This is a genomic window from Bradyrhizobium sp. WYCCWR15520, from assembly GCF_056174665.1.
Genome location: NZ_JBWBWM010000089.1, coordinates 1 through 12,294 on the forward strand (window position 1 = coordinate 1; position 12,294 = coordinate 12,294).

The following is a 12,294-nucleotide window of genomic DNA, read 5'->3' on the forward strand; positions in this document are numbered from 1 at the left end:
GCAGCGGGCTACAACTTCCGGCGTCTCATCCGCTGGCTCGAGCTCTTGTTGCGCCAGTTCCTCGCCCAGCTCACGGTCCGACTTCAATTCGTCCCGAGTTGAAATCCGGCGTTCTTCACGGCCGACGCACTCGCATCGATGAAGTAAATCTTCTTTGGCCATCCCGGTTTATCCCGCCATGCCAAAGGCCGCCTTATCCATTACAGCAACTGTCGTAACATTCATAAACAGACCCGCGCCATCGCGCAGTGTGAAGTATCGATCGTGATGGCCCTGGAAATAAGCTGGGTAAATGTGGGACCGAGCTGGCTCAACGCGAGGTAATGATGCTTGTGGCCGCCTTTGGACGGTTCTTTCTGTGCGTAAGCTGGGCGTAGATCTTCTGGAAATCGGCGCGCTTGCTGTCATAGACGGCCTGAGTCGTGCGACCGAGCGTCAGCAGCGGCCGCAGCACGGCTAGATGGCTATCCCCAAAGCGGTGGGCCAACGCTTCGAGCTAGCTAGCCGTTCGCAACATTGGCGTGAGCGGCGGCGAAGAGCCATGTTGTATCTCACCAATGACCTTGAAGCCGTGGCGTTGATAAAAGGGAATGTGCTCGGGATTCGAACTTTCGAGATACGCGGTAACGCCCTCCTCATCACATCGTTGAAGAGCGTGTTTCATTAGCAATGTGCCAAGCCCTTGTCCGGCACAGTTGGGATCGGTGGCAATGAGAGGCAGATACCAATGTGGCTCGGGCGGATGATGTTCGGCCATTCCCCGCCGCAGGTGTGCCATATCCTCGGTAATCCCCGGGCTCAGGGATTGCGCCATGATTTCGTCCAGCGCCGCCTCATCTTGTTGTACGCCGGGAGGGAGCCACAGGGCCGCGGCGCGAACCCCTCCCGTGACGTACGCTGTGCCATGCTCGAATGCTCGTCCGCCACAGGCGTTGATGAACTGAGGCATGCTCTGAATGTATCGCCTTGCGTCAGGCCAACTCCAGCGCATCAACGGATCGGCGGCAAAGCCGAGGACAATTGTCCAGACTGTGCTTGCGCGATTGTTTGCGTTCGTACATTTGATGTCCGACTCCGCTAGCATATGAGATTTCCAGCTCTCAATCTAGACGTCAGAGTTACAAGTGTGCAGGACAAATGGCTCTGAACGAAAGAAGGATACACGACACAGGCTTTCGTCGGATGCATCGGGCGTCCAGGTTAGCAAATGTCGCACGTTGAGATCGCAGATGACCAACGATCTTTCACACGATCTTATAACCTATCATCCTCGTCTCCCATTGAGCTGTTCTGGTAGGGCCCGACATTCAAAACACGTGCCAACAACGAAAGCCGCATATCTATTGCCCTCAGTCGGATGGTGCCGTTGTTCGAAGCGGACGGCGCGCCTCGTCTTCTCGCGCCAAGCAACCTCGGCAAGCTCTCCAGGGCCGCGATGCCGACCCCATGATCTCCGTCGTAACATTCATCCAATGGATGAAGTCGACGTATTAACTTACCGGCTTTCCTCTTCGTCTCTGAACTTTCGGAGTGCGTCGAGAAGGAAATAAGAAGGAATCGATAAAGTTGTGTCATTCTAGGTGCGGGCAATGCTTGCTTGGCCCAGAATTGTCTCCGGTCGGCCGCTGGGCTGGGTGTGATAGTTCTGGGCCTGAAGTTGAGATTTGCGTCGACCGCGCCGAAAGGAAACTCGTCTCGATATTTGTCGTTAAATGGACGGGTGTCCTTGAAGCATCAACACTGATACACTTTCGTCCATCATGCTCCTGAATGGCCTTGACGCGCATTTCGTAGAGCAAGGGTATCAACGCTCGATCGCCTCCAAGTGCGGGTGAAGCGCAGCTCTCGAAGCCCGGGATGCATCGCGGGTCTTGTACGAATCCCCCTGCCCGAATTCTAACGGGGCATGGAAAGCGAGTTCCGCGACGACAGCCCAGACGCTTGCCCTGCGAATGCACGTGTCGAACCATTTGGCGCAAAGAAGAATTTTGAAAGCTCGCAATTCGAAGACTTGCGAGAGCGTTATTCGTCGCTTCATATTTGCAGCAAATGTGCAAGAAATACGAGATGCACACTTAGCTCAGCTATAGAGCGTCACTCACCAAGGTGGAGGCCACCCGTTAGAATCGCGTCGGATGTGCCACACTTTGATTGGTTCCGAACCAACGGGCACTCGCCTACCAAACCGATGCGATTTGAAAAATCTGACGCCGGTGCAGACGAGGTGTAATTTTCGATCAGCGTGGTTCCGCTGCACCTCGGGCATTCAACGGATTCGTCACGTCTGCGATCGAGAATCCGGGCAGATGTCCGGCTTCTAGGAAGAATATCAACTCGGCCTCATAGGGCGTAGGATCGATGTCCCGCGCCTTTAGCCACTCCGGTTTGTAATAGGTCTGCCGATAGCGCTCGCCCGAGTCGCAGATCAGCGTCACCAGCGATCCCGCTCGGCCGGCGCTGCACATCTCCGAAGCCAGCCGGCACAGTGCGAAGAAGTTGGTGCCGGTAGAGCCGCCGACCGGCCGGCCCAGGCGACGCGACAGCACGTTCATAGCCGCGATCGTCGCAACATCCGGGATCTTCATCATGCGGTCGACCACGGTCGGAACGAAGGATGGCTCACAGCGGGGCCGGCCGACACCTTCGATCAGCGAGGGACGCTCGCAAGTTCGCGAGCGGTCCTGATAGCGGAAGCAGTCGAAGAAGGCGGAATGCTCGACATCGGCAATGCAGAGCTGCGTTGGAAACTGACGATAGCGCAAATAACGCCCGATGGTCGCCGAGGTGCCGCCAGTGCCGGCTCCCATCACGATCCAGTCCGGCACAGGGCGCGGCTCGCCCTTCAATTGGGTGAAGATCGACTCGACGATGTTGTTGTTGCCACGCCAATCCGTCGCCCGCTCCGCGAAAGTGAACTGGTCCATGTAATGTCCGTTGAGACGGGTGGCGAGCGCCGCTGCCTCGGAATAGAGCGCGCGGCCGTCGTCGATCAGATGGCACTTGCCGCCATAATGCTCGATCGCAGCGATCTTCTCGGCCGACGTCGTCCGCGGCATAACCGCATAGAAGGGTACGCCGATCATCTGCGCGAAGTAGGCCTCTGACACCGCCGTGGACCCCGACGAGGCCTCGACGACTGGCGTGCCCTCGTGAATCTGTCCGTTGCAGAGCGCGTAGAGGAATAGCGAGCGAGCCAATCGGTGCTTCAGGCTGCCGGTCGGATGGGTCGACTCGTCCTTCAAATAGATGTCAATGCCGGCGAGAGCCGGCACGATCAGCCGAGTTAGGTGCGTATCGGCCGTGCGGCACTGCTCGGCCTCGATCGCAGCCACGGCCTCGTCCACCCAGCCACGCCGATAGCTCGGCAAGCTCGAGTCATTGCGACTGAAAGACGTGCGCCCGATCGACATAGCGTCTAGCATGAAATAATTCTCTTTGCACATCAAGTCGCATTGCCACGGTCGCTCTGATGCCCGACGCCCAACTTCCGAGCGGCATGGAGGGCTCCCAGACTGCCACGAAGCGCTGCATCGAGTGTTCGCATAGATTTCCGGGTCCATCGAGGCACGACACGTGACGACGCATCGCATTTTCGCTCGTCTTTCTGATCCCTGCAGTTCTTGTCATGGGACACCCGGCTCGTGCCGCCAGTCGAACGTCAGAATTCTGACGAATTGATTTAATCACCTCGCCTTCCTCCAATAAGTTATGCCGCACCTAATTTTGGCCGGCACCAGCCGAAACGCTGCACGACTCGGATTCCTCTCGAGCATTCTGAACCTAGCTCTAGTCATGTTTGATGGGCGCCTCCGATCCAGTCTATACAAAATCGGATCGTGTCGAGCGGTTAACTGATGCGATCATCGGCGGAGCCGCCGCTGGCCTTCATCAAGCAGCGGTATCGGCTCGATCCCGATTCGCCGCGAGCAGTGTTCGAGCGCGTCCAGCTCTGCGTCTGACGTTTCGAGGCATTCGATATCCGGCGAGGAACTTCGCAGGACCAACGTCGTGGGGGCTTTTTAGCATGTGCTGCTACGTCAAGGCGGCCGGCTCATCATGCGCTTAACGCGAACGCGTTCTTCGCGAACCATTATCGGAATGGATACCTTCCATCAAAACAATAGATTTTACTAACTTTGCCGCAATCGCCATAGTCAGACGCCAGCTAACTCAACCATCAATCAGGAAAATGCGTGTGAAACGAATTGTTCGTTTAAACACAGTTGCTCGATGATGGGCAAGCACGAACGGACGATTGCCCAGCTGCGTCCTGGTATGCGCGGTACTGGATTGGGACTGAAGAGGTGTGCTCATGAGGTCTGCGAAAAGCTGGACTGGAGGCTCTTCAATGGTCGGTAGACCCAGGGAGGCGGAGCTTTCGCGTAGTTCTTCGAGGCTGGTCTCGTTTGACAGCATACGCGCGGGCACCCGATCGTGCATTCTCAGTAGGTAGGCTAATCATGAGTTCGGACAGCAAATATCAATCGTTAGAGCAGGAACTAGCCGCCGATGATCCGTGGAGGCTCGACGGTAATCCATTCGAACGCGAGCGTCACTCGCAAATGCTCCGGCTATCGCGCTCGCAAGGAGTGATTTCCCACGCCCTCGAGGTCGGGTGCGCGGCTGGCGCATTTACGGAAATACTAGCACCTCATTGCAAACGGCTCACAGTCATCGACGTTATGCCGCAAGCGATTGCTCGAGCTCGCCTGCGGACGAAACGGTGGTCGCACATAACCTGGATAGCTTCGGACGTTCAGCAATTTTCGACCGTCGAGCGGTTTGATTTGATCGTACTGGCCGAAGTCCTCTACTACCTTGGAGGCCTGACCGACATGCGTGCGACTATCCGCAAGTTGGTGCAGATGCTGGCGCCAGATGGACAGCTGGTTTTTGGGTCAGCCCGAGATACCAACTGCAGACGTTGGGGCCATGCCGCTGGGGCTGAGACTTGCATCCTCATGTTGAAGGAATCGTTGGTCGAAGTCGAGCGAGTGAGTTGCCAAGGTCAGTCGGCTAACGAAGACTGCTTGATCTCCTGCTTTCGGCCGAATTGATACCGGCTCAGGAGGGTGTCAGAACGAGTGTGTAAGCAGGTTTCTGTGAGTCACGACGTTTACACCTGAACTACTGGATCACTGCTTGCTAACTAAGCCTAAAGACCTCACAGGTGCGGACGGGCTTTTCAAATAGCTGAGGAAGACGCTGATTGAGGGACCTGGTGCGGAGCTGACTGATCACCTTGGCTATGAAAAGGGGGACCCGGACCGGCAACGGCAACGGGAAATCGGCCAAGAGCAAGAAGAAGATCGTCATGTTCAGCGCTCCACGTTCAAACCTTATTCCGGCTGATAAGTTGCCCGGGCGTCAGTCATGCAGGTCCTTCCGGACCAAGTGAGGTGCCGTGCAAGCAGCAGTACTTCAACTACCTTTTCTTATAGGCTTACTCCGGTTGGTCCTAATGCCTTGAGCCGATTCATTCGCGAGAAACAGTTTTCTAGCCGATGGGGCGGCGACGTCCAGGTTGAAGGTGTCTTGTCATATTCACCGCCAAGAACTTCAGCGCGCGGGCATTGCCCAGATCAACTCACTGAGGCGTGGCGGTCGCCGCTGCCGCGCAGCTGTGCCGAGGGGACCTCGGCCATCGCCTGCTTGCTACCCGCAATGCCGCGAAACATGCCCCTGCCACGCCGCTCGATCTCCGCATACTTGCTCCGCACGCGCCTCGGGAATGGGAAAGTCGATATATCGCAGCTGTTGGCCATCGAGCGGCACGCCCTGCCCTGAGCATGAGCCGCCAGTCTTGGCGAAATGAACCGCGCCCTTCTTGCCTTTCACCTGCGTGATCGAGCCGTTGGGCAATCGCAGCAAGCTCTTGTTCAACTTGATCCCGGTCAGCACGAAGGCAGCCGCGCGACAGATCGCCCGGTTGGGTGCCGTTAATGCTGTTTTATCATCCGCAGTGCGTCGAGAGCGCGCGGGTTCCTGCTACTGCGCGGCTACGTTTCCAAGAATACCAGCCGGTTCAACTCGGCAAATACATTCCATGGCATATCGCGTACCAGCCCTCGAATGTGGCTTTTATTCAAAACGTCATCGCGCCTTCGAGCCAGCTCGCGGATCAAGAGGCCGAGCGCAAGGAATGAATCGTTGAGCGTCTTGCAGTAATGCAGCGCGTGATCAGCGCGTCCGCATCCATCTTCGCGATCGGCGCGACGCGGATTTCTTTATCGTGTCCTATGGTCAGTCACTGAGTTCGTCGCGCACGGTTCTAGACTCTGGCTCGGGAGTCACGGCAGTGCCATCAACCCACAATGCCCCGTCGCGCTGGCGCCAACGCTCCGATTTCACTGTACGCATCCGGCGACGGCCCCTGGTCAGGTCGCTTTGGGCGGATAGCCGATTGCGCTCAGGCGGCGTGAGCGACGCTCTGCGGGCGCCAGTTCCAAGGCAGGAGTTCGTGGATGCGCCTGGCGGGATGATCCGGCAGGCGCGCCAGCACGTCGGCGAGCCAAGCCTGCGGATCGATGTCGTTGAGCTTGGCGGTGGCGATGAGGGTGTAGATCGCCGCCGCACGGCGTCCGCCCTCATCGGAGCCGGCGAAGGTCCAATTTCTTCTGCCGACGGCGACAGCCCGTAGCTCGCGCTCGGCGGCATTGTTGGACATGCACAGGCGACCGTCATCGAGGAAGCGGGTGAAGGCATCCCAGCGGCTGAGGCAGTAATTGATCGCCTTGGTCGTGTCGCTGTTCCTGGAGAGACTGGCGCGCTGCTCGTGTAACCACGCCTGAAGCTCGACGATCAGGGGACGGCTGCGCTCCTGGCGCACGCACAGGCGCTCTTGCGGCGCGAGACCGTTGATCTCGCGCTCGATGGCGAACAGTACGTCGATGCGCTTGATCGCCTCGGCCGCGATCGGTGCCTTGCTGAGCCGCGCGAGATCGAAGAACTTGCGCCGGCCGTGCGCCCAGCTTGCGTCAGGATAAGTCCTGGAAAGGAGGAAGAATGTGATCTGAAACCTTTCATCGTGACCCAGAGGGTTCGACGCCCTCCCGGCAAAGGCGGAGCCCGCCAGCCGGAAGCGAGTCTTGCATGGGTGACGGCAACGTCGCTCGTGAAGCGTAGACAGCGGGTACCAAAGCCCTGTGGCAAGCCTCGAAATCATGGTCGTGCTGAAGCCTTCGCCGTGTTGGGTCCGGGGGCAGCACCGGGAAAGCCGCTATGGCCAGGCTCATCGGTTCGGCCGGGGTCTCCGAGCAGGGCAAAGGTGCGGGATGGGTCACCAGGAAACCTGAGAGATCCCGTTGGTGTCCACATGGAAAGCTGGCGCGGAGCACCGGCCTCAACAACGCTCCAGGCCTGGTGTCCCGACTTGGCGGGCATCGGGAGCGCGCATGCGAACACGAAACACCAAGGCATGTGGAATCCGGAGGCGAAGACATAAGCTGACGGACATGCGCAGCGGGAAGTCGTAGCGGCTTCGTAGTACTGAGGAAGGCGGGGAACTGGGCTTACCGGGACCCACTGGAGGGAAGGGAGTCGCCACGCGTTAAGACCATTGACGAGAAACACGGGAGGGAACGCTGAGTCCTGCAAACCTGTCCACGAAACGACAATGGATAGCCGATCTGGCGAGGAAACATCCCGAGCGGGTGCTGACCTCGCTGCATCACCTGATCGACCGTGAATGGATGCTCGAAGCCTATCGCCTGACGCGCAAGGATGGCGCGCCCGGCATCGACGGCATGACGGCGACCGATTATGAGGCGAACCTGGAGGTCAATCTTGATGATCTCCTGGCGCGCATCAAATCCGGCCGATACGTCGCGCCGCCGGTGCGACGGCACTATATCCCGAAAGCAGATGGCACCGAACGGCCACTGGGTATCCCGACATTGGAAGACAAGGTGGCGCAGCGGGCGATTCTCCTGCTGCTGGAGCCGATCTACGAGACGGACTTCTTGCCGTGCTCGTACGGCTTCCGACCGGGACGGTCGGCCCATGAGGCCCTGCACGCGCTACGTAATGGGTTCATGGAGCAAGGGCTGCGCTGGGTGGTGGACGTCGATATCTCGAAATACTTCGACACCATCGACCACGCGCACCTGCGCCGATTCCTCGATCAGCGAGTCACGGACGGCGTCGTCCGGAGGATGATCGACAAATGGCTGAAGGCGGGGGTGCTCGAAAAGGGCGTCCTGCGCCGCACGACTGGTGGAACGCCCCAAGGCGGCGTGATCTCGCCACTGCTTGCAAACATCTACCTGCACTACGTGCTGGATGAATGGTTCGAGCAGGTGGCACGACCGCGGCTCAAGGGGCGGTGCCTTCTGGTTCGATACGCTGATGACGCGGTGATCGCCTTCGAGGACCATCTGTCCGGCAAGCGATTGCTGAATGTGATGGGTAAGCGGCTCAGTCGGTACGGACTTCAACTCCATCCGACCAAGACCCGCTTCGTAGACTTCCGGTTCAAACGCCCTGATGGGCGTCATCCTGCGACGGCGGGGACCACGTTTAACTTCCTTGGCTTCACCCATGTGTGGGGTCAATCGCGGAAGGGTAAGAATGTGGTCCGGCAGATAACGGCAAAAGACCGTTATGCTCGCGCGCTGGCTTCCGTGACGGAATGGTGTCGGCTCAACCTGCATCGTCCGTTCCGGGAACAGCACGCCCATCTGTCACGGGTGATCCGGGGGCACTGCGCCTACTACGGCATCTCCGGAAACGGCCGACGGATTAGATGGTATCACCACCAGCTCACGCGGATATGGAAGAAATGGCTCGCACGGCGTGGCCGCCACAGCAATCTGCCGTGGTCACGCTTCCGGGCCATGCTCGCGCGACATCCGCTGCCGCCAGCCAAGATCGTCCACCAATATGCCGCTCCGTGAGCGAAGCTTACGCGTGAAGAACCGGATGCGGGTAATCCGCTCGTCCGGGTCTGTGAGGGGCGGGGATGGCAACATCCCCGCCTACTCGGCACGCGGCCTCAATGATCGGACTTGGCTTGCGATTGGCCTCGTAGAGCCTGCCGAAGCCGGCATAGGCATCCGCCTGCATCAGCCCGGCATAACCCGCCAGGTGCTGCTCCGGATGCTCCCCACCACGATCCGGCGAATAGAAGAACGCGGCCGCCGGCGGATCGGGACCGGCAAACGGGCGGTCGTCGCGCACATAATGAGATGGACGGTCCCCGCCCTGATAAGCTGCAAAAGAGCACCCAGAAGGAGAACGAGCTATGGCTATGATGACAATCGGGCTTGATATCTCGAAGAGCTGGTTTCAAATCCACTGGATTACGGCGGATGGAGAAATTATCCGCAAGAAGCTCGCCCGCGGGAAGGTTCTCGATTTCTTTTCACGGCTCCAAGTTGTCTCGTTGGTCTTGAGGCTTGCGGCAGCGCTCATCATTGGGCTCGTGAACTAATAAAGCTTGAACACAAAGCACGTCTTATGCCGGCTCGCTACGTGCGAGCCTACGTGAAGACAAACAAGCATGATGCCGCTGATGCGGAGGCGTGCTGGGAAGCCATCCAACGACCTGGCATGCGTTTCGTCCCCGTAAAGAGTGTCGAACAACAAGGAATTTTGATGCTACATCGCACGCGCGACTTGCTTATTCGACAACGCACAGGCGCGATAAATGCTCTGCGTGGTCATTTGGGCGAGTTGGGCATCGTGGCCGGAAAGGGAAAAGCGAACGCGAGAGAGCTCATGACACTCGTGGACGTTGACGAGCGCATTCCACAGAGCGCGCGCAGCGCCCTGTCAATCCTTGTCGATCAGATCGAAGACCTTGAGCTTCACATTGAAGGCTACGAGAAGATGATCCTTGCAACTGCCAAAGACAATGAAGTCTGTCGGCGTCTCATGAAGATGGCTGGCATCGGCCCATTTGCTGCCACCGCCCTGGCGGCATCTGTCGACCATCCACAACAGTTCGCTTCGGCAAGGCATTTCGCTGCCTGGCTTGGATTAGTACCAAAGCAGCATTCGACCGGGGGCAAGGAGCGGTTGGGCGGTATCAGTAAGCGCGGCGACGGATACATTCGCAAATTGTTGATACATGGCGCTAGAGCAGCCGTTCATCGCGTCCGTATCCATCGGGTGACAAATACCTGGATAACAGAGTTGCTAGGCAGGCGTCCATTCAACGTGGTGACAGTCGCGCTTGCTCACAAAACTGCCCGGATCGCTTGGGCGATCATGGCCAATGGTGAAGATTACCGCGCGCGAGCATAAGTCGAGCACGGTTCCGTTTGCGAGGGCAACAGCAGAGTGATGGCAACCGGTCGGACCGGGGTCGGCTAAGCCCGTTGGACCTATCGAGTCTCGAGCTCGCCAACATAATTGGACGCCGATCCGCGGATCTCATCAAGGCTCGTGGCAACGCCATAAAGCCGGATAGATAGCTGCAAACGATCGTTAGCCGGAACAAAGCAAATGGCCTTGCACAGCGGGGACCGTCCATAGATAGGTCCAGAGCCGGCCGGTCCGGGTCTTGCCCTTGGCCAGGACCGGTACCGTGGTGTCGTCCGCGTGGATGCGTTCGGCCGCAAAGACATGGCTCCGGATCGCGTCGACCAGTGGCATCAGGGTTGCCGCGGAGGCGCCCACCCAGTCCGCGAGCGTCGAGACGTCGAGGTCGATGCCTTCGCGATGATAGACCTCGCTCTGACGGTTGAGCGGCAGGTGCAGGCCGTACTTGGCGAACAGGACATGGGCCAGCAGCCTGGGTCCCGCACGCCCGCGTGCAATCGGATGCGACGGAGCCGGCGGCTGGCTGATCGCTTCGCAGGCCCGGCAGACGAGCTTCTCGCGCACGTGCTGGACCACCTTCCACTGGCGCGGAACGAGCTCCAGCGTCTCGGTCACATCCTCGCCGAGCTTGCGCAATCGGTTGTCGCCGCAGCATGGGCAGGTCGCAGGCATTGGATACACAAGGCGCTCCCGCGGCAGATGCTCCGGCAGCGGCCGGCGGGCTGGCTTGCGGCGCTCGAACGATGGCACCGCAATCTTCTCGGCTACCATCTGCGCCGCCGTCTCGGCTTGCGCGGCGTTCTCCTCGAGATCGGCGAGCTGCAGCTCGAGCTGGTCCAGCAATGCGCCGCGCTCGGAGGACTGTCCGAACTGCTCGTGCCGCAGCTTCTTGATCGTGAGCTTGAGCTTCTCGATCAGCAATATCCGCGCCTGCGCCTCCGCTTCCGCGGCCAACCGGGCCGCGCGCTCGGCGCGCAGCATCGCCTTCAGCGTGGTTACATCGTCGGGGAGAGAATCATCGGCGCCTATCGCCGACCAGAGAATCACAATACAGACGCCGTGTCCGAACTACCGATCGATGATCGATTCAAATCCCGGCGATCAGCCCGCCGCCTGCGGGCGCCAGGTGTGTTGCGGCATCCGCCAGTCGATGCCCTCAAGCAGGTAGCCAAGCTGGGCTGGGGTGATGGTCACCACGCCATCGGCCGACAACGGCCAGAGGAAGCGGCCGCGCTCCAGTCGCTTGGCATAAAGCGACATGCCGAGCCCATCATGCCAAAGGATCTTGATCAGCTTGCCGCTCTTGCCACGGAACACGTAGAGGTCGCCGCCGTGGGGGTCGCGCCTAAAGGCTTCCTGCACCAGCAACGCCAGCGAGTTCATGCCGCGCCGCATGTCGGTGTGGCCAGTCGCAATCCACACCCGCACGCCCGAAGCAATGGGGATCATCACCGCTGTCCATCGGCCAGTGCCGCGACCGCGGCCTTCAGCATCGCCGCGTCGACCGTGCCGGTGATCCGCATCCGAGCCCCAGCCGCAAACTCGATCTCGATCGCCCCGCTGCTGGCCGGACCGACTGGACCAGGCGTCGCCCCCAAGTCCGGGACCACCCTCGCTGGTACAAAGCCCATTTGTTGCGCGGCGGCATCCTTCGGCTCAGGGCGAAACAACCGTCGCCAACGCAGTAGCAACGAGCGCGAAACGCCGTATCGCCGCGCCGTCGCCGCAACCTGGCGCGGCGCCTGTAAGCTCTCCAGGACTATCTTGCGCTTCTCGTCCTCGGACCAGCGGCGCCGCCGGCCGGTCTCCACCACTTCAAGCCGTTCGACTTGGGCACTGCGCCTATCACTGTCCATAAGGACAGTTCTCAACACCGCGCCTCATTCGGCAAGGTGGCCGCCACCGGCTTACGATTACCCACATTTTTGAGTCAGAGTTTTGCTCCCGTTGCGATATCGATGAATCGCGATAATCCGCGCCACATGATCAGATTCCCTGGTGGCGGATCGTTGGCGCGGGCGAGATAGCCGC

At 59.4% G+C, this 12,294-nt stretch carries 9 protein-coding genes and 4 pseudogenes; 4 read left to right on the plus strand and 9 right to left on the minus strand.

Annotated elements, in window-relative coordinates; translation table 11 throughout:
* Positions 1–310: 310 nt before the first annotated feature.
* From AC0QUY_RS41235 to AC0QUY_RS41245, 3 genes are all read right to left on the minus strand, one after another.
* Positions 311–454 carry a hypothetical protein gene (locus AC0QUY_RS41235; RefSeq protein ID WP_161855451.1) on the minus strand — a complete coding sequence of 48 codons (144 nt, stop codon included), beginning with the start codon at positions 452–454 and terminating at the stop codon, positions 311–313.
* A 42-nt stretch (positions 455–496) separates the two neighbouring features.
* Positions 497–949 (minus strand): GNAT family N-acetyltransferase, encoded by a 453-nt coding sequence (locus AC0QUY_RS41240; protein ID WP_161856783.1) that lies wholly within the window; start codon positions 947–949, stop codon positions 497–499.
* Positions 950–2,237: 1,288 nt separating this feature from the next.
* Positions 2,238–3,422: a PLP-dependent cysteine synthase family protein gene (locus AC0QUY_RS41245; RefSeq protein WP_371419325.1), complete on the minus strand. Its 1,185-nt coding sequence runs from the start codon at positions 3,420–3,422 to the stop codon at positions 2,238–2,240.
* 1,038 nt (positions 3,423–4,460) lie between these two features.
* On the opposite strand from AC0QUY_RS41245, the gene nodS reads away from it, so the two are divergent.
* A complete protein-coding gene (gene nodS, locus AC0QUY_RS41250; protein ID WP_161855452.1) occupies positions 4,461–5,057 on the plus strand; it encodes a nodulation methyltransferase NodS in 597 nt (198 codons plus the stop codon).
* 598 nt (positions 5,058–5,655) lie between these two features.
* Here the strand turns inward: nodS and AC0QUY_RS41255 are convergent.
* Positions 5,656–5,901, minus strand: a complete 246-nt coding sequence (locus AC0QUY_RS41255) for a hypothetical protein (RefSeq protein WP_161855453.1) — start codon at positions 5,899–5,901, stop codon at positions 5,656–5,658.
* A gap of 41 nt (positions 5,902–5,942) precedes the next feature.
* Here AC0QUY_RS41255 and AC0QUY_RS41260 point away from each other — a divergent pair, with 41 nt between their 5' ends.
* Positions 5,943–6,146 (plus strand): hypothetical protein, encoded by a 204-nt coding sequence (locus AC0QUY_RS41260; protein WP_161855454.1) that lies wholly within the window; start codon positions 5,943–5,945, stop codon positions 6,144–6,146.
* A gap of 263 nt (positions 6,147–6,409) precedes the next feature.
* On the opposite strand, the pseudogene tnpC (AC0QUY_RS41265) reads toward AC0QUY_RS41260, so the two are convergent.
* A pseudogene (tnpC, locus tag AC0QUY_RS41265) lies at positions 6,410–6,970 on the minus strand (IS66 family transposase); the annotation flags it as partial.
* Between the two features lie 682 nt (positions 6,971–7,652).
* Here tnpC (AC0QUY_RS41265) and ltrA point away from each other — a divergent pair.
* A complete protein-coding gene (gene ltrA / locus AC0QUY_RS41270) occupies positions 7,653–8,894 on the plus strand; it encodes a group II intron reverse transcriptase/maturase (RefSeq protein WP_161855438.1) in 1,242 nt (413 codons plus the stop codon).
* 88 nt (positions 8,895–8,982) lie between these two features.
* On the opposite strand, the pseudogene AC0QUY_RS41275 reads toward ltrA, so the two are convergent.
* A pseudogene (locus AC0QUY_RS41275) lies at positions 8,983–9,180 on the minus strand (IS66 family transposase); the annotation flags it as partial.
* 61 nt (positions 9,181–9,241) lie between these two features.
* On the opposite strand from AC0QUY_RS41275, the pseudogene AC0QUY_RS41280 reads away from it, so the two are divergent.
* Positions 9,242–10,245: pseudogene (locus AC0QUY_RS41280) on the plus strand (IS110 family RNA-guided transposase).
* A gap of 228 nt (positions 10,246–10,473) precedes the next feature.
* Here AC0QUY_RS41280 and tnpC (AC0QUY_RS41285) read toward each other — a convergent pair.
* The 3 genes and pseudogenes from tnpC (AC0QUY_RS41285) to tnpA all read right to left on the minus strand — a co-directional run.
* Positions 10,474–11,244, minus strand: a pseudogene (gene tnpC, locus AC0QUY_RS41285) (IS66 family transposase); the annotation flags it as partial.
* Between the two features lie 120 nt (positions 11,245–11,364).
* Complete coding sequence (tnpB, locus tag AC0QUY_RS41290) at positions 11,365–11,712, minus strand: IS66 family insertion sequence element accessory protein TnpB (RefSeq protein ID WP_161855455.1); 348 nt, start codon at positions 11,710–11,712, stop codon at positions 11,365–11,367.
* On the minus strand, positions 11,712–12,119 hold the full coding sequence (tnpA, locus tag AC0QUY_RS41295; protein WP_161855456.1) for an IS66-like element accessory protein TnpA: 408 nt from the start codon (positions 12,117–12,119) through the stop codon (positions 11,712–11,714). Before tnpA ends, tnpB begins: the two co-directional genes overlap by 1 nt.
* Positions 12,120–12,294: the final 175 nt, after the last annotated feature.

Bases quoted from the DNA above. Each gene is read 5' to 3' on its own strand.
- tnpB (WP_161855455.1), bottom strand. From the start codon at position 11,712: ATGATCCCCATTGCTTCGGGCGTGCGGGTGTGGATTGCGACTGGCCAC.
- nodS (WP_161855452.1), top strand. From the start codon at position 4,461: ATGAGTTCGGACAGCAAATATCAATCGTTAGAGCAGGAACTAGCCGCC.
- AC0QUY_RS41245 (WP_371419325.1), bottom strand. From the start codon at position 3,422: ATGCTAGACGCTATGTCGATCGGGCGCACGTCTTTCAGTCGCAATGAC.
- AC0QUY_RS41240 (WP_161856783.1), bottom strand. From the start codon at position 949: ATGCCTCAGTTCATCAACGCCTGTGGCGGACGAGCATTCGAGCATGGC.
- tnpA (WP_161855456.1), bottom strand. From the start codon at position 12,119: ATGGACAGTGATAGGCGCAGTGCCCAAGTCGAACGGCTTGAAGTGGTG.
- AC0QUY_RS41260 (WP_161855454.1), top strand. From the start codon at position 5,943: ATGCTGTTTTATCATCCGCAGTGCGTCGAGAGCGCGCGGGTTCCTGCT.